The sequence below is a fragment of the Anabaena lutea FACHB-196 genome (assembly GCF_014698305.1).
In the GTDB taxonomy this organism is placed as follows: Bacteria; Cyanobacteriota; Cyanobacteriia; order Cyanobacteriales; family Nostocaceae; genus Anabaena; species Anabaena lutea.
Window position 1 is genome coordinate 1 of the sequence record NZ_JACJST010000029.1, and the last position, 23,723, is coordinate 23,723.

General features: G+C 39.6%; 17 protein-coding genes and 1 pseudogene. 12 read left to right on the forward strand and 6 right to left on the reverse strand.

The features are described 5' to 3' along the window. The 4 genes and pseudogenes from H6G59_RS23305 to H6G59_RS27760 all read left to right on the forward strand — a co-directional run. Window positions 1-147, forward strand: a pseudogene (locus H6G59_RS23305) (photosystem II D2 protein (photosystem q(a) protein)); the annotation flags it as partial. Beyond that, window positions 131-1,519, forward strand: a complete 1,389-nt coding sequence (psbC, locus tag H6G59_RS23310) for a photosystem II reaction center protein CP43 (RefSeq protein ID WP_190719144.1) — start codon at window positions 131-133, stop codon at window positions 1,517-1,519. The pseudogene H6G59_RS23305 and the gene psbC, both read left to right, overlap by 17 nt. A gap of 188 nt (window positions 1,520-1,707) precedes the next feature. Further along, complete coding sequence (locus tag H6G59_RS27755; RefSeq protein ID WP_339327999.1) at window positions 1,708-1,887, forward strand: hypothetical protein; 180 nt, start codon at window positions 1,708-1,710, stop codon at window positions 1,885-1,887. Between the two features lie 82 nt (window positions 1,888-1,969). Further along, entirely contained in the window at window positions 1,970-2,338 is a 369-nt protein-coding gene (locus H6G59_RS27760; protein WP_339328000.1) for a Uma2 family endonuclease, read from the forward strand. A 13-nt stretch (window positions 2,339-2,351) separates the two neighbouring features. Here H6G59_RS27760 and H6G59_RS23320 read toward each other — a convergent pair whose 3' ends face one another. Together H6G59_RS23320 and H6G59_RS23325 are read right to left on the reverse strand one after the other, a co-directional pair. After that, on the reverse strand, window positions 2,352-3,185 hold the full coding sequence (locus H6G59_RS23320) for an SWIM zinc finger family protein (protein WP_190719148.1): 834 nt from the start codon (window positions 3,183-3,185) through the stop codon (window positions 2,352-2,354). Window positions 3,186-3,310: 125 nt separating this feature from the next. After that, window positions 3,311-7,936 (reverse strand): SNF2-related protein, encoded by a 4,626-nt coding sequence (locus H6G59_RS23325; RefSeq protein ID WP_190719151.1) that lies wholly within the window; start codon window positions 7,934-7,936, stop codon window positions 3,311-3,313. Between the two features lie 583 nt (window positions 7,937-8,519). Here H6G59_RS23325 and H6G59_RS23330 point away from each other — a divergent pair. The 3 genes from H6G59_RS23330 to H6G59_RS23340 all read left to right on the forward strand — a co-directional run bounded on the left by H6G59_RS23330 (window position 8,520) and on the right by H6G59_RS23340 (window position 13,750). Beyond that, window positions 8,520-10,676 (forward strand): polyribonucleotide nucleotidyltransferase, encoded by a 2,157-nt coding sequence (locus H6G59_RS23330; RefSeq protein ID WP_190719154.1) that lies wholly within the window; start codon window positions 8,520-8,522, stop codon window positions 10,674-10,676. Between the two features lie 221 nt (window positions 10,677-10,897). Next, complete coding sequence (locus H6G59_RS23335; RefSeq protein WP_190719157.1) at window positions 10,898-13,345, forward strand: hypothetical protein; 2,448 nt, start codon at window positions 10,898-10,900, stop codon at window positions 13,343-13,345. A gap of 141 nt (window positions 13,346-13,486) precedes the next feature. Further along, entirely contained in the window at window positions 13,487-13,750 is a 264-nt protein-coding gene (locus tag H6G59_RS23340) for a DUF3146 family protein (RefSeq protein WP_127053384.1), read from the forward strand. Window positions 13,751-13,768: 18 nt separating this feature from the next. Here the strand turns inward: H6G59_RS23340 and H6G59_RS23345 are convergent, their stop codons facing one another. The 4 genes from H6G59_RS23345 to ntcA all read right to left on the reverse strand — a co-directional run bounded on the left by H6G59_RS23345 (window position 13,769) and on the right by ntcA (window position 16,924). After that, window positions 13,769-14,206 carry a pre-16S rRNA-processing nuclease YqgF gene (locus tag H6G59_RS23345; protein WP_190719160.1) on the reverse strand — a complete coding sequence of 146 codons (438 nt, stop codon included), beginning with the start codon at window positions 14,204-14,206 and terminating at the stop codon, window positions 13,769-13,771. A gap of 31 nt (window positions 14,207-14,237) precedes the next feature. Continuing rightward, window positions 14,238-14,609 carry a hypothetical protein gene (locus H6G59_RS27490; RefSeq protein ID WP_190719163.1) on the reverse strand — a complete coding sequence of 124 codons (372 nt, stop codon included), beginning with the start codon at window positions 14,607-14,609 and terminating at the stop codon, window positions 14,238-14,240. 5 nt (window positions 14,610-14,614) lie between these two features. After that, on the reverse strand, window positions 14,615-16,063 hold the full coding sequence (locus tag H6G59_RS23355) for a DUF3084 domain-containing protein (RefSeq protein ID WP_190719164.1): 1,449 nt from the start codon (window positions 16,061-16,063) through the stop codon (window positions 14,615-14,617). A 189-nt stretch (window positions 16,064-16,252) separates the two neighbouring features. After that, the gene (ntcA, locus tag H6G59_RS23360) at window positions 16,253-16,924 is read right to left on the reverse strand and encodes a global nitrogen regulator NtcA (RefSeq protein WP_016950792.1); all 672 of its coding nucleotides are present in this window, start codon (window positions 16,922-16,924) and stop codon (window positions 16,253-16,255) included. An 803-nt stretch (window positions 16,925-17,727) separates the two neighbouring features. Between ntcA and fabI the strand changes: the two genes are divergently transcribed. The 5 genes from fabI (at window position 17,728) to H6G59_RS23385 (ending at window position 23,691) form a co-directional block, all read left to right on the forward strand. Continuing rightward, the gene (fabI, locus tag H6G59_RS23365) at window positions 17,728-18,504 is read left to right on the forward strand and encodes an enoyl-ACP reductase FabI (protein WP_127053381.1); all 777 of its coding nucleotides are present in this window, start codon (window positions 17,728-17,730) and stop codon (window positions 18,502-18,504) included. Window positions 18,505-18,599: 95 nt separating this feature from the next. Then, window positions 18,600-19,196, forward strand: a complete 597-nt coding sequence (gene hisB, locus H6G59_RS23370) for an imidazoleglycerol-phosphate dehydratase HisB (RefSeq protein ID WP_190719167.1) — start codon at window positions 18,600-18,602, stop codon at window positions 19,194-19,196. 131 nt (window positions 19,197-19,327) lie between these two features. Next, window positions 19,328-20,311, forward strand: coding sequence for an ABC transporter ATP-binding protein (locus tag H6G59_RS23375; RefSeq protein WP_127053379.1), 984 nt, complete (start codon window positions 19,328-19,330; stop codon window positions 20,309-20,311). A 504-nt stretch (window positions 20,312-20,815) separates the two neighbouring features. Next, the gene (locus H6G59_RS23380) at window positions 20,816-22,231 is read left to right on the forward strand and encodes an SLBB domain-containing protein (RefSeq protein WP_190719170.1); all 1,416 of its coding nucleotides are present in this window, start codon (window positions 20,816-20,818) and stop codon (window positions 22,229-22,231) included. A 611-nt stretch (window positions 22,232-22,842) separates the two neighbouring features. Continuing rightward, on the forward strand, window positions 22,843-23,691 hold the full coding sequence (locus tag H6G59_RS23385; protein WP_127054907.1) for an SPFH domain-containing protein: 849 nt from the start codon (window positions 22,843-22,845) through the stop codon (window positions 23,689-23,691). Window positions 23,692-23,723: the final 32 nt, after the last annotated feature.

The following is a 23,723-nucleotide window of genomic DNA, read 5'->3' on the forward strand; positions in this document are numbered from 1 at the left end:
GCAGCAGAAGACCCAGAGTTTGAAACTTTCTATACCAAAAACATTTTGCTGAACGAGGGTATCCGCGCTTGGATGGCTCCTCAAGATCAACCCCACGAACAGTTCGTATTCCCAGAGGAGGTTCTACCACGTGGTAACGCTCTCTAATAGATCATCAGTCATAGGCGGTGGACGTGACCAAGAATCAAGCGGTTTTGCTTGGTGGTCTGGTAACGCGCGTTTAATTAACCTATCCGGTAAACTGCTTGGCGCTCACGTAGCCCATGCTGGTTTGATTGTTTTCTGGGCTGGAGCAATGACTTTATTTGAAGTTGCTCACTTCATTCCAGAAAAGCCTATGTACGAACAAGGCTTGATTCTTCTACCTCACCTAGCCACATTAGGTTGGGGCGTTGGTGCAGGTGGTGAAGTATTCGACACCTTCCCCTACTTTGTAGTTGGTGTACTGCACTTAATTTCCTCTGCCGTACTAGGTTTTGGCGGTATTTATCATGCCGTCCGTGGTCCAGAAACCTTAGAAGAATATTCTTCTTTCTTTGGTTATGACTGGAAAGACAAGAACAAGATGACCAACATCATCGGCTTCCACCTGATCATCTTGGGTAGTGGTGCGTTGCTGTTGGTACTGAAGGCTATGTTCTTCGGTGGAGTTTATGATACCTGGGCTCCAGGTGGTGGTGATGTCCGTGTGATTACTAATCCCACACTTAACCCTGCTGTTATCTTCGGTTATCTAATTAAAGCTCCCTTCGGTGGCGAAGGCTGGATCATTAGCGTTGATAATATGGAAGATATTATCGGCGGTCACATCTGGATTGCTTTAATTTGCATTTCCGGTGGTATCTGGCACATCTTCACCAAGCCTTTTGCCTGGGCGCGTCGCGCTTTTATCTGGTCTGGTGAAGCTTACCTATCCTACAGCTTGGGCGCTCTTTCCTTGATGGGCTTTATTGCTTCCGTCATGGTTTGGTACAACAACACCGCTTACCCCAGCGAATTCTTTGGTCCTACCGGTCCTGAAGCTTCTCAAGCGCAAGCTTTAACCTTCTTGATTCGTGACCAACGCTTAGGTGCTAACGTCGGTTCTGCTCAAGGTCCTACTGGTCTAGGTAAATACTTGATGCGCTCTCCTACTGGTGAAATCATCTTCGGTGGAGAAACCATGCGCTTCTGGGATTTCCGTGGTCCTTGGTTAGAGCCTTTACGTGGTCCTAACGGTCTTGATTTGGAAAAAATCAAGAATGATATTCAGCCTTGGCAAGCTCGCCGTGCTGCTGAATACATGACCCATGCTCCTCTGGGTTCTTTGAACTCTGTAGGTGGTGTGGCTACTGAAATCAACTCCTTCAACTACGTGTCTCCTCGTGCGTGGTTAGCTTGTTCTCACTTCGTGTTAGGTTTCTTCTTCCTCATTGGTCACCTTTGGCATTCTGGTCGCGCCCGCGCCGCTTCTGGTGGATTTGAGAGAGGTATTAACCGCGAAAATGAACCAGTTATGTCTATGGGCGACCTAGACTAGGTTTTGATCAGATTTATTTCATCACTGACAATATAATGTTTTTATAGCTCTTGCTTTACAGCAAGGGCTTTTTTATGGTTTGTTTTGGGATTTTACACATTACAATTTGTTGTAAATCCTATTTTTAATCCTCTCGCCTGTCACTTGTTATAATTAAATTAACTTGTGTTTTATTCTTAGATATACAAATGATCATAACCAAACATCGCGCTGATAGAGTCCTGCTTTACAACATTAGTTGGCAACAGTTTGAAAATCTTCTGCAAGATTTAGGAGAAAGTCGCGCTGCTAGAGTGGCTTATGATGATGGAAATTTAGAAATTATGACACCCTTGCCAGAACACGAATCTTATAAAGAAGTAATTTAGTGATGCAGTTAAAGATATCGCTGAAGAGTTGGATTGAGACTATGAAAGTTTGGGTTCAACTACCTGGAAGAGAGAACGGAAAATGGCAGGTTTAGAGGCAGATAATTGTTTTTATTTTCAACAAAAGGAAGCATTAGTTAGAGGTAGATTCGATTTAGATTTACAAAGCGATCCACCTCCTAATTTAGCTTTAGAAATTGATGTTAAAAGTAAGTCTTTAAATCGGTTTTCTATTTATTCTCGTTTGGCAGTTCCTGAGATTTGGTGTTATGATTTTGGAGAATTAAAGATTTATCTTTTACAAAATGAAGAATATGTGGAATCTGAGAAAAGTTTGGTATTTCCTAGTTTAGAAATTCGATATTTACCAAAACTGATTGAGCAAAATCGTTTAAATGGTAGAAGGGCAATTAGAAAAGCAGTGAGGGAATGGGTAAGGAATGAAAAGTGAAAGAAGGAATAATTCATTCCCCCACATTCATCGCCGCTAAAAAAGCCTTTTGACTGACATCTTTATAAACTAATTGCAAATATTTCATCACCAAATCACCAGCAGGTGAATTAGTTGAATTTTCCTCATCTTTTGCTAAAGGAATTGTCCCTAATACATCTAACACTGTCTCACTAACAGCAGGTGAAATTACTACTAAAGACGATTCTAATGGCTCATTATATTGCCAAAAATTATCTATTTTAATAGCATATTGAGTTTGAGAAACTTCTTGTTGAATATCCGATTTTGGCTGAATCACTTCTACATTTTTAGTATTACGTAAATGCCGCAAATCACTGATAATTTGCTCTTTTGTGCGTCCCCGTAATTGAAATAAAACAAATGGGTCTTCACTGAAACGGTCGCCTAATTGATAATAAACAGCACCTACGTGTTTACAAGGATTGACTTTATCAGGACAAGAACATTTGCTGTGAACGTCACCTAGGGTAAAAGGAAATAAAGAAAGTCCGTTACTTGTAAAAACTTCTTCTATATTTTGTGGCATTTCTCCTGCTAGTAACTTAGCAGCATAAATTGCCTTTCGGGACATAGTTTCAATTACATAACCCCATTCTTCATCACTAAAATGGTCAAGAGAAAGAGAAACTTTGTAAGGTTCGGCTTCACTACCTTGAACTCTTGCTAATACTTTTGCTCCTTTAAATTCAATACTCAAAACATTTCCTTGTCTAGAATAAGTTCTTGCCCTTTCTAAACGCTTTTTGAATCGATAGGCATCTAGTAAATCAAGCCACTGTTGTGACCACCATTCTCGACTTGCTTGCAAGGTATCGTTAGTCATAAGTCAAACTTTGTAACAGATAATTATTGAAAAATTAACCGCAGATAAACGCAGGTAAACGCAGATAATTTATTGATGTGTATCTGGGTTTATATATTTTTTGTGACGAGATTTTTACCATAGTTCTATTCTTCATCCTCATCAATTATTGCATTTCGGTCAAGTAGTAATAAATTGCGAAGTTGGTTTGTGTCCATTTCTGTTAACCATTCTTCACCCGCGCCAACAACTTGTTCTGCTAATTGTTTTTTACTTTCAATCATGTCATTAATTTTTTCTTCTAAAGTTCCAGTACACACAAATTTATGCACTTGAACATTCCGGGTTTGCCCAATTCTAAATACTCGATCTGTAGCTTGATTCTCAACTGCGGGATTCCACCATCTATCAAAGTGAAAAACATGATTTGCTCTAGTTAAATTCAAACCAACACCACCAGCTTTCAATGATAAAATCATGATTGGTGGACTTTCGGGATCATGTTGAAATCGGTCAATCATTTCTTCACGTTGCTTTTTAGTGGTACTACCATATAAAAACAATATTTCTCGATTTAGCTTTTTTTCTAAATGAGGCTTGAGTAATTTGCCCCATTCTGCAAATTGGGTAAAAATTAAAGCCCGATCATTTTCTGCTAAAACTTCTTCTAACATTTCCTCCAATCGTTGCAATTTAGCAGAGTTATGTTTTTCTAAAGTTGCCAATTTTAAATATTGCGCTGGGTGATTACAGATTTGTTTTAGCTTCATTAATAAGGCTAAAATCATTCCCCTACGCTGCAAACCTTCTGCTGATTCAATTTCAACTAAAGATTCATCGACTAATGTTTGATATAGTTGCCCTTGTTCAGCACTGAGTCCACAAAATACTGTCATTTCTTGCTTTTCTGGCAAGTCTTGAATAATGTCTTTGTCAGTTTTTAAGCGTCGTAGAATAAAAGGCTGAACTAAAGAACGTAATTGACTTAAAGAAGCTGTATCACCATACTTTTCAATGGGCATGGCAAACCGGCGTTGAAAAAATTGTTTATTACCTAAATAACCAGGATTGAGAAAATCTAAAATAGACCATAATTCTTGCAATCTATTTTCTATGGGTGTTCCTGTTAAAGCAATGCGAAAAGTAGTTTTTATCTGCCGAATTGCCTGAGATTGCTTTGCATCTGAATTTTTGACATTCTGGGCTTCATCTAAAACAATTATTTGCCAATTAATGCTTTGTAATAATTTAACATCGCGGGGAATTAGTGCATAACTAGTAATTACTAAATCATGCTTTTGTATTGCTTCCGTAAATGCCTTACCTTTAGGACGTTTATCACCATGATATTCTAAAACTTTGAGTGTTGGTGCAAATTTCTTCACTTCCTTTTCCCAATTTCCCATCACAGAAGTGGGACAAACTAACAAAGTTGGGTTTTCTAGTGCATTTTCTTCTTTGAGGTGGAGTAGAAAAGCAATAAATTGAACAGTGTTATGACAGATAATATTGTTAGCAACAAAATTATGATGTTCGCTAACTTCAAAGTCATAAACCCACCCTTCATAATCTACATATTCTATACTTTTAATTTGACAATAATATACTTCCTGTTCTAGCAATATTTGTAGGTATTGCTGTGTTATATTTAGTTGTTTTATATCTAGATGATTATAAGCATCTAGAGTTTTAGTTGTCCATTTAGAAGGTTTTGATAATTGGTACTGTTGTTGAGTTTCACCGCTAATTATCTGGTTTATGCTGATTAAAACTGGGTGTAAACTTTCTCTAGAAAATTGCTGTGAACCATTAATATAAACAGTATTGTGCATTCCAAAATGACGTAACGGTAAACTAGTTGTTTTCACCGCTTGCGCTATAATCTCAGAAGCGGGAATACCTTCTACATTTGTATTGTTTATTTTTTGACAAATTACATCTAATTTATGTTGTTTTTGAGAATTACCAAAACCTATTTCTTCCCAAAATCTACGGGCAGAATTACCACCAATAACACCAGTATAATAGGTTCGTAAAGTCCGAGTACCATTAGTAGCACATTTCTGTTTAGATGATATTCTTAACCAAATTCCAAATCGTCGCAGCAGAGTAGAAATTTGCTGAATTAATAAATATGAAGCTGTAGCAATTTCAATACTCCGCATACTATAAACAACAGCAGACTCAGCGTCAAAATAGTTTTGCAAAAATATTATCGCCGTCTTTAAATCCGCTTGCATGATAAAATCTGGAATAGATTTTTCTGCGGATAATTTCCCCCAATTATATCCGTAAGACTCTAAAAACCTTCGGTATGCTTGACTATCAATTCTTAGACAATAAACTTGCCGATTTTTAGAAATTGTTGGGTTATTAATTTTAAAATTATATTGTCCACTAATTTTTTGGAAAGTTTTTAGTAAATCTTCTAATAACATTGGGTCTTTTTGGGTAATTGTCACCCTACCCAAATCTTTATTTTCATAACCCTCAGCAATTTGCCAAGCTAAAAACTTGACTAAATTATGATGTTGATGTTTTTGTTCTTTGGCATTCCCAATGATTTTACTAGGTACACATACATAATCACCTACATTTAAATGATTATTCCAACCTTTATTAGTCAATAACTTATGCTGACAAGTGATAGTAATACTACTGCCATCTTCCAGTGTAACTTTTCTTAATTGTTCCTTCACCTGTTGCCGATATAATTTATTAATTGGCGCTTGGATAATCTTACCCGTTTTTTCATTAATGGAATTTACTAATAATTTTTGATTCGGTTCTGACCAAAAACCATCACCATCAAAAACTATGTTTGCAGCATAATAATCCCAAATTTGTTCTGCTGTCAGCAATTTACCATTGACGTTTATTAATGTATCTGGGGCTACGCATTTGCCCAATCCCATATCGTCTGCTAAACAAGCACCTAAACCCCAACGTTCTAGGAAAGCTAACCAAGCAGCACCTCTTTCTTGATAAGGACGCAATTGTCCCCGAAAACTTGCAGGTTTGGGTAAAGGTTCTATTACTTGATTATTAGTTAATGCCCCAATCAATTCTTGTAATGCACCTGAAGCTTCAAAACTAACAACTGGTAATTTTTCAATTACTTGAGTATCCCCTGTACTAATACGTAAAGCATCTTCTAATGATAAAGACATTTGTTCTTTGCGAGATGCAAAAAAGTTTTGCGCTGTTTTAATATCTTGGGAACGCAATTCAACCCACTCGTCATTAATTTTTACTAGTGGACTATTTAAAGCTACCAATTTATCAAATTCATTTTTAGAAATTGTCTGTCCACCAATTGCTAATTGCCACTGGAAGTTTAGCAGACTTTGTAAATCCAAACGTCCTTGTTTTTTCTGAGGTGTTTCTACGTTAATTTTTAAACCTAAGCGGTTAGCCCATCCTTCACGGTTGGCTAAACTTGGTGGTAAAATAACTCCTAAACCGCTATCTTCTAACCTCCAAGCTACAGACCTGATAAATTCATAAGCCTGCATGGGTGTAAGATGACAAAATTGAGGAGATTCAGTTTCTAAACTGGGGGCTATAACTGGATACAATCGAGAAGCTAAACCCAAACCTCGCAAAAATATTTCCTGAGGTTGTTCAATGGTGCGATTTTGATAAATTAATTGTTCTGTAGGGTTAGCCCAAATAGTTGCTGCATTTACTAAAAATTCAGAATCATCTGCTGCTTGTAGAAAATAAGCCAATACCCAATTTGTTTCTCCAGTTTCTGGAGGAAGCAGTTGAAAAGAAGTATGAAATGAAGCTTTTCCTGTTAATTGATATTGCAATGGCACTGTCCAAGCTTTTAGCGCGGCTTCAAGTCTTTCCACTCCCATTGCATCTGCATTAATTGTGTTAGATACACTAGTTAAAGCTTGTAACCAATGCTGTACCGCAGATGGTAAAGACATCATTTCTCTAGTTTCAATTGAAGATTGATAACTAACCATATCGCGCAGTTGGGCATCTATTACACTGTTGAGAAAACCCAAAATTAATTCTTGTGGTTCTATAGGTAAATCAACTGCTAAGTTACTTTTAATATCTTCGTGATTTTGCTGATATGTACGACAAGCTAAGGGCATTTTAGCGGCAAAATTTTCTAGACGAGTAACGTCTACAGCACTATCTAAAAGTACTTGCCATTGAGCAACTATAGAACCAGCTAAGTCCTTTTGAATAGTTGGTAAAAATTTACAGCGGGAGATTAAATCTAAACTCCAACGCGCTACTTGTACCCAAAAACGTAAATCTCCTCCTAAAAAGGCATCTTTGCCATCAGTTGAACTCAAAGGTAAGGAAGTGAGTAATTTAATTGCTGCGCTGGGTTTGAGACAAAAACCTTCTACTTTCCAAGGTTGTAGGTATTGCGGCGAGTTGATATCAATATCTAAACTAGCTGAATGTATTGGATAAATTAAAGCATCTTTTTCTAGAAAAATTGTTGTTAAATCAATGACATGGGACTGTAGAGGTAAAGTTTTTTCTGCCTTACTTGTTGTAGCTTTACGTCCTTTGATGGTGCTAACAGTAGATGATATTGTTTGGATATAATTGGAAATTTTTAAATTACGCGATTCCAACCAATCACTTAACTCCGTTGGTGTCATTGCCAAGGGATGTGATGGAATTTCTCCTGATGTAATATATTCAAGATTCACCTGTAAACTTCGCCAAGTTTCTCCCCAAATAAATAAACAATTATTTTGATTTTTTAGTAACCAACTGCCGTGTAAAATTGCCATATTTTAAGTTTAAAAATGATTGACTAAATCAAGATTGAATTTGGTTTTTGCATTTCTCACTCCTCGCGTCCTTGAATGCGACTAACCTGCTGGGTACGAGGCTGTAATGTTGAATTTGGTGTTTGTAACTAATCTATAGCAACCGCCAAGGTGCTTAGGACACAAACTGTTAGCGCAGGTTGGCGTAAGTAAGCTATTTATAAAATCTAGACACCAAAAGACTTTTCACGCTGTCAAGAGTCACCTGCTATATAAATGAATCTCCGTGTAAAAGCGTCCGTCCATCTGTATCAACCTGAAAGTGAAAGGGTATTATATCAAGACCGACTAATTACTTATCAAAAAAACTCGACCAGTCCCCGTGTTCCCCCATTTGGAGCGTTCAGATCTAATTATAAGTCTTTAACCGGACACAATATCAGTAGGTGAAGATGGGGTAGATGCGCTGATTATGTATCGGGCTTGGTGTTGACTGAGTGGTTAACCTTGTTTATCTTTGTATTCAACAGAAGCCGTCCATAGTGCATAAATGTTAGGATTGCCACAGAGAGAGAATAGCGTGCATAGAAGGAAAAAAAACTGAATGGCAGAAGTTGATAAGTCAATATCCTTTGATGGACGGGATATTCGACTCAAAGTTGGACTATTAGCACCCCAAGCGGGTGGGTCTGTGTTGATACAATCGGGAGATACAGCTGTTTTAGTGACAGCTACGCGATCGCAAGCCAGAGAAGGCATTGATTTTCTTCCCCTGACTGTAGACTATGAAGAAAGATTGTATGCAGCGGGCAGAATCCCCGGTGGTATCATGCGCCGAGAGGGTCGTCCACCAGAAAGAACGATTCTTACCAGCCGTCTAATCGACCGTCCTCTACGTCCTCTCTTCCCTTCATGGTTGCGGGATGATTTGCAAGTAATTGCCTTCACCATGTCCATGGATGAGCAAGTACCACCTGATGTACTAGCTGTAACAGGCGCTTCCATTGCTACCCTGATTGCCCAAATTCCCTTTAACGGACCAATGGCAGCAGTACGGGTAGGTTTAGTGGGTGATGATTTCATTATTAACCCCACCTATGCAGAAATTGAAGCCGGAGATTTGGATCTCATTGTCGCCGGTTCACCAGATGGTGTAATCATGGTAGAGGCGGGGGCAAATCAGTTGCCGGAACGAGATATTATTGAGGCGATTGATTTTGGTTACGAAGCGGTGCGGGATTTAATCCAAGCGCAATTAGATTTAGTCGAAGAACTGGGTCTAAAGATAGTGCATGAAGCACCACCGGAAGTAGACCAAACACTAGAAAACTATATCCGCGATCGCGCTAGTGCTGAAATTAAAAAAATCTTGTCGCAATTTGAGTTAACTAAACCAGAACGCGATGCCGCTTTAGATGTTGTCAAGGATCAGATAAAAGACGAAATTCAAGCTCTTCCAGAAGAAGATCCCATTCGCACTGCCGCAACTGCAAATAGTAAAGCCCTTGGTAATACCTTTAAGGACATTACTAAATACTTTATGCGCCGTCAAATCGTTGAAGACAACGTTCGTGTTGATGGTCGCAAACTAGATGAAGTTCGACCTATATCTTGTCAAGTTGACGTTTTACCCAAGCGGGTTCATGGTAGCGGTTTATTTAACCGGGGTCTAACCCAGGTATTATCCACTTGCACTCTCGGCACACCAGGAGATGCTCAAAATCTCAACGACGACTTGCAAGCAGACCAACATAAACGTTATCTGCATCATTACAACTTCCCTCCTTTCTCCGTTGGTGAAACCAAACCCATGCGTGCGCCAGGAAGACGGGAAATCGGACATGGGGCGCTGGCAGAAAGAGCAATTTTACCTGTTTTACCCACAAAAGAACAATTCCCCTACGTGATCCGCGTAGTTTCGGAAGTGCTTTCTTCTAACGGTTCCACCTCAATGGGTTCAGTCTGCGGTTCCACCCTTTCTCTTATGGATGCTGGTGTACCCATCCTGAAACCTGTTAGCGGTGCTGCAATGGGTCTGATTAAGGAAGGGGACGAAGTGCGAATCCTCACCGATATTCAGGGTATTGAAGACTTTTTGGGTGACATGGACTTTAAAGTTGCTGGTACAGATACTGGTATCACCGCTTTGCAAATGGATATGAAAATATCTGGTTTGTCTTTGGAAGTTATTGCTCAAGCTGTTCATCAAGCCAAAGCTGCTCGATTGCATATTCTGGACAAAATGCTCCAGACTATCGACACCCCACGTGCTGAAACTTCAGCTTATGCCCCACGCCTGTTGACTATTAAGATTGATCCCGACATGATTGGTCTAGTCATTGGACCTGGTGGGAAAACGATTAAAGGCATCACTGAAGAAACTGGTGCAAAAATTGACATCGAAGACGATGGCACAGTTACCATTTCCGCAGTTGATGAAAGCAGGGCGAAGAGAGCGCGTAACATTGTCCAAGGCATGACTCGCAAGCTACATGAAGGTGATGTTTATGTAGGTCGTGTGACACGGATTATACCTATTGGTGCGTTTGTGGAATTTTTGCCAGGAAAAGAAGGCATGATTCACATTTCTCAACTCGCTGACTATCGTGTTGGTAAAGTTGAAGATGAAGTAGCAGTTGGTGATGAAGTGATTGTCAAAGTGCGCGAAATTGACAATAAAGGTAGAATTAACCTGACACGCTTGGGTATCCACCCAGATCAAGCAGCTGCGGCGCGGGAAGCTGCGGCGGTGAATCGTTAAATCGATTAAGGATTTTAGATTTTGGATTAGGGATGAATCGCAAATCTAAAATCCGCGATGCCTTTTACAGCAGGCATCGCTGTATGATTTTTTTAATTATTTTTGAATAGTCGAATCATCAGAAGCCGAACAACTGAAGTCGCGGCTACACTAATACATAAGTTAGTATTATTACGAGTGCCATCAAGTACCCAAAACCTTTCAGTGAGAATTTATAAGATATGCAGCATGAAGCAATACTGAAACTAAAGCCGCGTCCTCTCCGCTTAGTTTACTTAGCGAATACCACAACAGACCTGAAAAATGCCGTCACCCTTTACACGCATTTATGGGGGGGCTTCTCAAATGCTATCTTTCCAGTACCTGATGATACTGATAAACTTATCCTCTTGCAGTACGCCTTACAGTCAATTAATCCTGATTATATTTTCTTGCCAGAGCAAAACCTTCCAGAAAATGTCACTGAAATCTTAGATGAGTTTCCAAGTTTTTGCTTAAAACTTTCATCAGAGCGAATTGAAGACATAGCTAATCTTAATGATCATCTTTTTGGTCTTCCATTGCTGACAGTGAATGGTTCTCAAATTAGAGAATTTCCACATATTATTCGTGTCTTAAATTCTATATACAAAAATCCCTTATCGGACAGTAATATTTGCTTAATATCAAATGATTCTACATTTGAACATGAGATATTTGTGCAATTTGGTAGACCATCAAATCAATATCAAGAATACCTGCGAAATCATCTAAATGCTCGATTAATTTCCATCAATTCTATTGAAGCTTTACTAAAAGCAAGCTTACTAACAGCAACAAAAATATTAACTAACTCACTCTCTATGACGAAAAAGGAGATTGTACATACACAATCTTCAGGTGGTTGGTCAATTTGTGATCATGAAAAAGTTTGTAATTTATTTCTTGACGAAGATAAGGCAATTAATATTGCAGCTAGTTTTTGGAACTACCGCCGTTTAGATATATGGTATAGTAATAAGTTAATTTTACCTAAAAAAGACTTCCTTGAGAACTTGGAAAGTAGTATTTCAATTTTGTCTAATTTCCTTCCTTCAATGTGCCATTTGAGAATTTATGTGAATTTATTAGAGGATGAATCAAGAAAATTAGCTAACCAAATTAATACTATTTTTCAGGAATTTAACAAAGAAGTTTTTGTAAGAGTTTTTTATAATAATTCCGGTTTTGATTTTAAACCAGGTAACGTTTACTCTAGCGAAGCAGTTATTACAACACGAGAAATTTCATCATTAGATAACTCCATACGCTTTAGTCCCGTCGTACCTTCTGGACACGAAAATTCTAATTATCTTTTTGGGTATGATGCAGAAATTGAATTTTCCTCTGGTAAATCATTTTCTGCACCTTTTACACAAACTTCTGCTGTACTCCTATCGAATCACATACAAGAAATTAAATATTCAGAAAATTCTCAATACTCTTCAAAAGATTGGCAACAGCAGAAAACACAACCTGTGCGACCTGCTGAAAAGGGTGTGACAGGGTTAGTTTACTCTAACGCAGAATGCCGTATATATTTACCTGAAAGCGAAGAAATTATTGCAAGATGGTTAAAAAGTAAAGGTTTATTTTTTGAATTAAATGATCATACTCGCTATGCTAAAGGATTTATTAAACGTTTTGGAGGTTTTGATAAAACTAGAGATTTAATTATGTCAGGTGGAGCCAAAATATTTTTGGCTTTTGGTACTAGTGAATCCTCGGAAATCAATAAATTAGATGGAAATAAATTAAAGCATTCACATAAATCTGAACAAAGTGGATTAAAGTGTTCACAAATAGAGGGTTTTTTAAAACAAAAATTAAATCTAAGTCAGGGAGATGCAAGGAAGATAGTCAAGCAAAATCTTCCGGCATTATTGGAAGCAGGGTTATTATACCGAGGACACCCTCTAAAATGCCCAACCTGTGGATTAGAAGACTGGTACAAGCTTGAAAAAGTTAACGAATTTGTTGAATGTAATGGTTGTGCAGAAAATTTCCAGTTAGAAAGCTTGACTAGTTTAGAATTTGCATATAAACCTAATGAATTAGCAACCCGGTTTCTCAAGACTGGTGGACAGGCTGTACTCTCAACAGCAGTTTTTTTATCCTGGCTTGCTTCTTCTGGATATATTCAACTAGGAGGAGACATTTCACACTTAGGTGAAAAGCAGTCCTTCGCAGAAATTGATTTATTTATCCTTGTTAAAGATGTTTTAATACTTGCTGAATGTAAGTCTTGGCGTGTAATAGATGAATCAAAGGCAAACGATATAATCAAGCATCTTGAAAAAGTAATTGAAACAGCAGTCCTTGTAAGCGCCAAAGTAGTAGTTTTAGGTGTTGTGACTACATCAATTACCTGTGACTTACATTCCCTAGTGAGCGATGTGGCACAAAATGCAACCGAAAAAGGAATTGGAGTACATCTCCTGCTCAATGATACGTTTTATCTGTGGGGTCAACAAGAGAACGCAGTAACAGAACAATGGCAACTAAATGTGATGGATCTTCTAGTTCCAGAAAAGGACTTGCCACAGAATCCAGATGTATCTGTAGGAGAACCTGTCAGAGTATTTAGTTGGAACGAGGGAGATCAACTGGTAAATAGAGACTTGCTGGAATGCTGGAAGCAAGAGTTTTAAAGGTTTATCTGTTCGTGTAGCCGCTACAATTTGACTCATCCGGCTCCCCTTTGCCAATTTGTCAATTTCAGGGATTTTTGGTACATAAAGATTAAGTAACCTACATGGTTGACTGTTATCCCATACTCGACATAAAGCATAGTGAGTGCTAAACGTCTACCAGAAACAACCGCCAATGTCAGAATCACCCGCCAATCTTGGCAACATGGCTTTCTTGAAGGTGAAGTAAGCGCAGGCGATTTTGAATGGCATTTTCAATGGCATTTCCGCCGGGGAGAACTATCTGTGAAGCCTTCCCAAGGTCGCGCTTTAATCAAAGAACCTCTCGGCCGCTTTTTGGAAAAACAAGATTACCAGCTAGAACCAGGGGGCGATTATGCTTTTACTATTCGGGCTGAATTGTAATTAGTTATTAGTCATTGGTCATTGGTCATTAGAACTATTGGCAGTTAAGCGATTGAGGTAGCGTTCAATTAAGAGAATAGCCACAATATCGTCTATTGGTCGTGGTGGTTGACGCATTCCCTTGGGTAATAGTTTGGTGATTCCTGTGGGTGGGAACATCTGCCAATAGCGATCGCGTGCTTCTAAAGTGCTATAGCGCTCATCGACTAAAATAATATTCAGCTTGTCTGTTAATTCCTGATTTAATTGCTGTTTCCACTTTTTGGCGGTAGTTTGGTCGCCCATGACTACTAAGGAAACTGGGAATTTTTGACGCAGTGATTCAATGTGAGCGATCGCATCGGCAGCAGGAACAACTTGATGATAGTACAGTTGCCGATCCAGTCCCATCACTGCCACACCACATTTATCTCGACCGGGATCAAAGCCTAAAATTGCTGGTTGTGTATTAGTCATTGGTCATTAGTCATTAGTCATTAGTCATTGGTCATTGGTAATAATTATTCTCTGCCCATCTCCCCATCTCTCCATCTCCCCATCTCCCCATCTCCCCATCTCCCCATCTCCGCGTCCCCGCGTCTCCCCATCTCCGCGTCCCCGCGTCTCCCCATCTCCCCATCTCCCCATCTCCCCATCTCCCCATCTCCCCATCTCCCCATCTCCCCATCTCTCCATCTCTCCATCTCTCCATCTCCCCATCTCCGCGTCCCCGCGTCTCCCCATCTCCCCATCTCCCCATCTCCCCATCTCTCCATCTCTCCGCGTCCCCGCGTCTCCCCATCTCTCCATCTCTCCATCTCTCCATCTCTCCATCTCCCCATCTCCGCGTCCCCGCGTCTCTCCATCGGTCACCTGTCACCTAATTTACGTGCTAAAAATAACTTGCCCATTAAATATTGCTACTAGTTTGACTCTCAGCGGACCCGCTGTATAAGTATCAGCCGCCGCTATTGCTTTAATTTCCACAGGTTGCTCAAACTGCTGCAATTGGTTAAAAAAGCGTAAAAAAGTCCCATCTATTTGCACAGTTTCGACTATGCCAGCATTTCGGGCGCGAAATTGAGAAGCGGAAATTAGTAAATCAATTCGTTGCCGCAGTTGATAAGATGTCATAGTTTTCATATCAGCAGAAGTTGTTGCCAATACCTGGTCTGTGGAAAATACCAACAGATTCCGCGATGCATCAGCAAAAAATTCTATCTGCTTTTCTCCTCTAACATAATTCCCTGCCGAGAAAATCCGCACCACATATTCTCGACCATCATCAATCTGCTTGATCAGTTGCTCAACTTTGTCTTGGGTTAAACGCAATAGTTCCGTATTTCCAGGAGTTGTTCCAGGTTCAGTTAATTGAATATTAGCAGTGCGGTTAGCTTCCTGTAGAATTTGTATAACTACCTGACGAGCCGCAGGCGGTTGAGTGACGCGAACTACACCAGATGCTATGACTTGTCCGCGAACTAAAGCCAGCTTACCTAAACGTAGGTCACGGTAGGACTGATAATATTTTTCTAACCTTGCAACTTCCTGCTCTAAATATTCTTGCTGTTTTTCTAATTCTTTGAGGCGAGACTCCCTTGTAGCAATTACTTGCTCTCGCTTTTGAATTTCTAGATTACGATTTTGAATAAGTTGGTCTAACTGGGCAATTTTCTGATCGCGTTTTTCAATAGCTGTCTTCGCTTCATCAATAGCTTTTTTTGCTTCTGTATATAGTCGCTGACGTTCTGTCTTTAATTGTTCAACAGCAGCTTGCAATACCTTTCTTTGATTATAAAGACTCTGTAGTTCAGCTATGGATTTTTGGTACTGAACAACTACTTCACCCAGTCGGCTTTGAGTTCCTTGGAGTTGAGCTTGAGTTTTAGCTTGTTGGCTAATGGTGCGGTTGAGTTGTGCTTGCGTGATTCTTTGTTTGACATTGACCGCTTGCAATGACTTATTGATTTCCTGTAAATCTTGCTGTGCTTGAGCTTGGTCTTTTCTAGCTTGGTTTAGCTGATTTTCTACTTGGCTTTTTTGGGTTTCAGCCGTTTTTAGTTGTTCTCGCTTGTTTCTGAGGTCTCTTTGAATATCCTCTAACTCAAAAACCCCTTTCCTCAATCCTTCGTCAGCGGCAAATAAAATCGCTAGAGTTGAGGCGGAAATTAAACCACCTGTAAAAATAGTGACTAGTACTGCCGTTTTTTTGGGACGAAGGTTGAACAGTGAGAGACGTGCTTTGCCAACTCGTGTGCCGATGCGATCGCCCACGGTGGCAATTACGCCTCCCAAAATTAAAATTGCTGCGATGAGGATGTACCCAGTGGTCATCTTCAGCTACCGTTCACGTATTGTGCTGTCGGCATAATGCTTCCAGATACAGCCTACTACTTTCAACCCTGTTCTGGTGGGGGATAGAGATTGGCAAGGCCAGAAATTACTCAATTTTTAGATTTACCTCCGATTGTGGGTGTCCTTTCTGAAAACAAAACCTGTACCAACTCATTTCCCCAGTAGTTTTTAAGTAAATTGTCTACTTAAGGTGACAGGTTTATGCACAGTAATTTTTTTCTTGTGAATCGAAATCATTTTTTTCTCACGTAAATCTCCGAGTAACCTGGTGACGGTGACACGAGTAGAACCAATTGCTTCAGCGATCGCTTGATGAGATAACTTCAGATCAATAGTGATACCATCGGCACAAGGAACACCAAAATCTCGACAAAGAATTAACAGAAAACTTATCAACCTAGAACCCATATCTCGGTGAGCGAGGGTTTCAATCATCATCTCTGTCTGGAGAATCCGTGAAGACAGACCTCGCAACATCAACATGGATAATTCGGGATTTTCCTTAAGAGCTTGCTCCACTTGTTCAATTGGTGCTGAAAGCAATTCTACAGCCGTAAAAGCGACTGCATGGTAAAACCTATCAGACTTGTTACCCGTTAGCAGTGACAACACACCAAACACACTATTTTCCCGCAGCAGCGCTACCGTTATTTCTTCTCCTGCCTCGTACACCCTGGAAAGTTTCACAGCACCCTTGAGAAGAAAATAAACTCGTTCGGCAGGATCGCCGGGAAAAAAGATAGTTTTGTTGCGTTCAAACGTTTCCACAACCGGCGGAAACGCTCCGGTCGCCATCTGACGAAAAACATTTGCTAGGGCTTTATCTTGTGTCACGATCATCTACCTTCCCCTACCCAATGCCGGAAAAACAAAAACTGATTACCTAAGAATACACCTGAAAAATCAAGAAAGCACCGTCAACCTTTTTGTTTTTTCCTATACTCAAATTTAATTCTTCATAGTTATTTGTTTATTATGATACATAATTATTGTTATTTTTAGCCAGGAGTTGTTGATAAGTGGTTTCATAAACTCAAATAACGAGGTTTTTTCTCTAAAAATTTTCCATATCTTTATAACTTCTTAAACAATCTGCAGCAATTTTGTTGCCCTCAACACCCTGACTGAAAACAAGCCAACCAGCCCCTGCACACAAGCAACAGGTTGAAGGAACTAAGTTTTTTGATGTATTTCGGTGACGTAGTTCCAGATGGCTACCAACCCTTAGTGAAATTGAAAATTAAAAATCAAAAAAAATTAAAAAATTTATAAAGCTTATTCAACAAGCTTTTCAGCGCTTCTAAATAGTTGGTTCATTTCTCCTAACCTGTAAGACTTAATGAGAATTTTCACCAATCCCGTAGCCAACAAAATTAAAGGAATTGAGAATATAGTAGTACTTCTTGGCGATTCCTAATTGCCAATACCATCAATTACGTGACCCCCTTCGAGATAAGATTTCAGCCAAAAAATAATTTTTGACACATTTTGTGCAATGGGGCGGCAGATAAAAATCACTATCAGCTAATCGCAGCATAAATCTCTCCTCACCATCTATAACTCCTTACACCTAAACTACTTCTTTGTCAAAATAGGCTCAGATTCTAGTATGCTCCTATTGGTTGATCAAATTAACAATTTCTATGCTGAATCTGTCTGGAAAAAACGCCTTAGTAACAGGTATTGCCAATAACCGCTCAATCGCCTGGGGTATTGCTCAACAACTCCACAAAGCAGGGGCTAACTTGGGTATTACCTACTTGCCAGATGAAAAAGGTAAGATGGAGAGAAAAGTAGCGGAGTTGGTAGAACCCCTGCAACCCAGCTTATTCCTCCCCTGCAATGTAGAAAATGACGAGCAGATTAAATCGACCTTTGAGACAATCAAACAGGAATGGGGAAAAATAGACATCCTCATTCATTGCCTAGCGTTTGCAAACAAAGATGATTTAAGTGGAGATTTTAGTCAAACTTCCCGTTCTGGTTTCAATAAAGCTTTGGAAGTTAGCACTTATTCACTAGTACAGTTAAGTGGTGCTGCTAAACCTTTGATGACAGAAGGAGGTAGTATTGTTACTCTCACATATTTGGGCGCAGTCCGAGCCATTCCCAACTATAACATTATGGGAGTTGCTAAAGCTGGATTAGAAGCAAGTGTACGTTACTTAGCTGCTGAACTAGGTCAACAAAATATTCGGGTGAATGGGATATCAGCAGGACCTATCCGCACTTTGGCATCTTCAGCAGTGGGTGGGATTTTGGATATGATTCATCATGTTGAACAAGTAGCTCCCCTGCGTCGTACTGTCACTCAGTTAGAAGTCGGCAATACAGCAGCATTCCTATGTAGTGATTTAGCAAGCGGTATTACTGGGCAAATTCTGTATGTAGATGCAGGATATGAAATCATGGGAATGTAATCGGGACAAATCAAGCCAAAAGTCAAAAGTCAAAATTAGAAACCTAATGACTAATGACTAATGACTAATCACCAATGACCAATCACCAATGACCAATGACCAATCACCGCATTGCCACAGTTCACCGCACCACGGGTGAAACTGATGTCCATGTCACCATCAACCTCGATGGTACAGGTATCTGTAAAGCCTCAACAGGTATTCCCTTTTTGGATCATATGTTGCATCAAATTTCCTCTCATGGGCTGTTTGATTTAGATATTCAAGCCAAAGGTGACTGGGAAATTGATGATCACCACACTAATGAAGATGTCGGTATTACCTTGGGACAAGCCTTACATCAAGCACTGGGGAATAAAAAAGGTATTGTCCGCTTTGGTAATTTTCTCGCACCTTTAGATGAAGCTCTAATTCAAGTAGCATTAGACTTTTCTGGACGACCTCACCTCAGTTATGGCTTGCAACTTCCTACTCAACGGGTGGGAACCTATGATACTCAATTGGTGCGTGAATTCTTTGTAGCTGTAGTCAATCATAGCCAAATGACGCTGCACATTCGCCAACTAGATGGCATTAATTCCCATCATCTTATTGAAGCAACTTTTAAAGCCTTTGCTAGAGCCATGCGAATGGCAGTAGCAATTGATCCACGCCGTGAGGAGACTATTCCTAGTTCTAAAGGTGTGCTATAAGTTACTACTGAAAGTTTCACGCAGCTACTCGGTTGACGATAATTAACACATTAAATAGAGACAGTTTTTATCGTCCTACCGAGCAACTTGTAATTAATCACACATAGCCGGGAATTGGTCATTTAACCGCAATGAATGCTGTTGCAGATACCCCTGAACCTCAACTCAATCCTGTAGAACAACCACCAGTCGTCCTAACTTCTGAGTTGCGAAAAGTCTATCGCACTGGGTTTTGGCTGAATCAAAAAGTTGTATCTCTCAAAAGCTGTTCTTTACAAGTTTACCCAGGGCAAACCTTTGGGTTACTGGGTCCTAATGGTGCTGGTAAAACAACGCTGTTAAAACTTTTACTAGGAATTATCCGTCCTTCCTCTGGTAGGGGCTTATTATTAGGTAAGCCATTAGGCGATCGCTCTGTGAAGCAACGTATTGGCTATTTACCAGAGAATCCCTATTTGTATGACTATCTGACTGGTTGGGAATTTTTAGAATTAGCTGCTGGGTTATTCCAAATTCCCCAACGGATACAACGTCAACGTATTCCCGAATTACTAGAATTAGTTGGTTTATCCCCAGCTGATGCTCGCAAAAAGCTGATGCGCCGCTATTCTAAAGGTATGCTTCAGCGTGTTGGTATGGCTCAAGCATTAATAAATGACCCAGATTTGGTATTTCTAGACGAACCAATGTCTGGACTTGATCCCCTGGGACGCTACCAAATGCGTGAGATTATCCTTTCTCTCAAATCTGCTGGGAAAACCATATTTTTCAATAGTCATGTTTTGAGTGAAGTAGAACAAATTTGCGATCGCGTAGCCATCCTTGATCGAGGACAATTAATTTGCTCTGGTTCCCTTAATGAACTCTTAGGCACAGAATACACATATCATGTCAAAGGTCAAGGGGGTGACGGAGAAATTCTCAAAACCAGGATATCCGATCTAAAATTTGAGCCTGATGGTTCTTGGCAAGGCATACTACAAGACGACTACTATGATTTTCTGGCCAGTCTCCGGTTAATGGGAGGAGAAATCATCGCCATGAATTTATCCCATCAATCCCTAGAAGAGTTTTTTATCCAACAGATCCAAAAACAAAATCATTCGCTTAACTAAGAAGGATGGGATCAACAATTAAAGAGTCAAAATTTTTCCCATTACGATCATCACAACTGCCGATACCATTTGGGATTTGAGATTTTGGATTATCAAAAACTTACTATATAAGCTTTTGAGTATTTTATTAGTCTCTATCCTTGTCCAAATTGGTATGAGAATATTACGATGTAACCGCGACTTATAATCGCTTTATTAACCTATGAAATTAGACTTTTAAAACATCTTCATAAAATTAAAAATCAACTTCTGGGAAATTTTGATTCTTGAGCATTGACTATTTTGACAATCCTTGGTCTAATCATGGACAATCCATGGCTTCAAACTCATTTGGCTTTAAATTAACTTTACTAAAATTTCAAAATAAATCCCTAAGTTATATCCGGAAAATCCAGGATTTTTCAGAAAAGAACAGTGTCGGGGAACTTGAATATTTAAGTATAGTCAACGGTAAAATGTCTAGACAGTACTTCACAGATAGTAGTTTCATAATCTCAGGTAAAGATGCTTAATATAAATTTGTGGAAATTTTTTACTCATTCAACTACATCTGTAGTTTTGTTAACGACTTTCAGTATCGCTTTGCCATCTGTTAGTCTAGCTCAAAAATCACCAATCTCATCAAGCTCCCGCATCTCTACAGATTACTTATTAGGCGGCGGCGATGTTATCCGCGTCAATGTATTTGAAGTACCCGAATATACGGGAGAATACCAAGTTCCTCCTGGTGGGGCGATTAACCTACCTTTGATAGGCAGTGTATCCGTTCTCAGATTAACAACGGAACAGGCAGCGGACGAAATAGCTAGAAGATATAGTCGCTTTCTTAAACGTCCTTTGATTTCCGTCAATTTGTTGTCACCTCGTCCCATCAATGTTTTTGTAGCTGGAGAGGTGACAAGACCAGGAGCTTACACTCTCAACTTACAAGGAGGCAGCGGAAATACTCCAGGAGTACAATACCCAACTATATTAGCTGCATTAACTACAGCCCAAGGGGTAACACTAGCAGCAGATGTGACTAAAGTTCAATTACGGCGGAAGATAGGACTTTCAGGCGAGCAGATTGTCAGTTTCAACTTAAAGGAACTTACCCAAACAGGTACAATACCCCAGGATATTACCTTACGGGATGGAGACACCTTAGTTGTACCCACTGCTACAGAATTCAACATTGCAGAAGCACGCAATTTATTTTCTGCTAACTTTGCTGCAAGTCAAACTGCACCCCGCACAGTCGCAATCACTGGTGAAGTTTACCGTCCTGGTTCTTATCTTGTCACCGCAGGCGGTACAGAGGGAGCGGGAACCGGTTTACCAACGGTAATGCGGGCGCTGCAACTAGCGGGAGGAATTACGTCACAAGCCGATGTTAGAACTATCAAGTTACGCCGACCGACGCGAACTGGCACAGAACAAACTATAGATATCAATCTTTGGGAATTATTGCAGACTGGTGATCTTAATCAAGACGCGGTTGTGCAAGATGGAGATACAATTGTTGTCCCCACTGCAACCGACATTAACACAGCAGAAGCAACTCAATTAGCTACTACTACTTTGTCACCAACCAAAATTCAAGTTGGTGTGGTAGGTGAAGTTAAAAAACCTGGATTAACAGATTTACAGCCGAATAGTTCTTTAAATCAGGCGTTGCTTGCGGCTGGTGGCTTTAATGATGCTAGAGCTAGTAGTGCTGCTGTAGATTTAATTCGTCTTAATGCCAATGGTACTGTCACTAAGCGTGTAGTGAAGATAGATTTCTCAAAAGGCATTAATGATGACACCAATCCTATACTTCGCAATAATGATGTTGTAGTAGTTGGCCGTTCTGGTCTTGCTAAGTCTGGTGATACATTAGGTGTTGTAGCTGGTCCCTTAGGTATTATCTTTAATTTCCTCAGGTTTTTTGGACTTTAAGTTCATTTAAGTTCGTAAAGAGGGGGCTGATTAATTCCCCCTTTTGATCAAGTAAAATGGTGTAATTTGTAATTAAGTTTTGTAACGGATATTTAAGTAAGTGGGCGTGAGATATGCTCAAAATGGCTGAGATTTGAACTTTTATATATAAGATTTAAGATTGCGAAAAAACCCAGATTTGTAAGGGTTTAGCAATGTGCTTTACCCCTATTACTTATAGAATCAAACGATTAAGCCATTTTTAGTAAACTATTACACATCTAATTTACAAATTCAGAAATTTGATGTCCTGATATTTGCACTGTAATATCATGTCCGCCTAATCATTTATCAAAAAAATTCTCCGCGTCAGTCTAAATGATAAGTATTCAACCAGACATGATACTCAATGAAGGAAGGGGGTTAGGTCACGGATGTATGGGATGCAATCGAGAACTGGTATATTGCCAGCTGGTGAGTAAAGTGCTTTAATAGCGATCGCTTATAGTATGACCTTTTGCTGATCCTGCTTGTTAAAAAATTACGCTTTCAAACCATTTTACTTACAGTTAATATACGCTGTTAGCATAACCTCAACAATTAATTTTGCCCAACGCTGAATAGGAGCATATATGGAGCCAATTATTGCTATAGTTTTAGCGCTTATCGGTTATGCCTTGGGATCTGCAAAAATGATTAATCAAGGGAATGAAGCCCTTGTGGAACGCTTAGGGCGGTATCATCGCAAACTTAAACCTGGACTCAACTTTATTGTTCCCTTCCTTGATCAGATTGTCATGGAAGATACAACACGGGAGCAAGTTTTAGACATCAAGCCTCAAAATGTGATTACTAAAGATGGTATTTACCTAGAAGTAGATGCTGTTGTGTATTGGCGCATCACAAATATTGAAAAAAGCTTTTATGCAATTGATGATCTTCAACAAGCATTATCAAACTTAACTACAACTACCCTACGGGAAGTTATTGCCCAAAATACCTTAGACGCTACCAATATGTCCAGAGCCGACATGGACAGAACCATATTAGACCAGTTAAATCCAATTACAAACGATTGGGGAGTCCAAATTATCCGGTTAGATATTCAGAGAATTACACCGCCGGAAAGTGTAAGAAACTCAATGCAAGAGCAACAAGCGGCAGAAATTAAAAAAATGGCCTTGATTTCCGAAGCTGAAGGGGAACGACAAGCAGCGATTAAAAAAGCTGAAGGAACTAGGACTTCTATGGAGATTATTGGTGAAGTCTTACGTTCTCATCCTGAAACTAAGGAAATTCTCCGGTATCTTGTCGCTCAAGATTACGTACAAGCCAGCCAAAAGCTTAGTGCAAGTAATAACGCCAAAATTGTTTTTGTAGATCCAGCTAACTCCACAGATATGTTTCAGGAGTTGATTGCTGAGTCAGTAACTCACGAAGAAAATGGCAAAACTTCTGGGAACGGTAATGGTGCTAATTAATAGTTCATTAGTCATTAGTCATTAGTCATTGG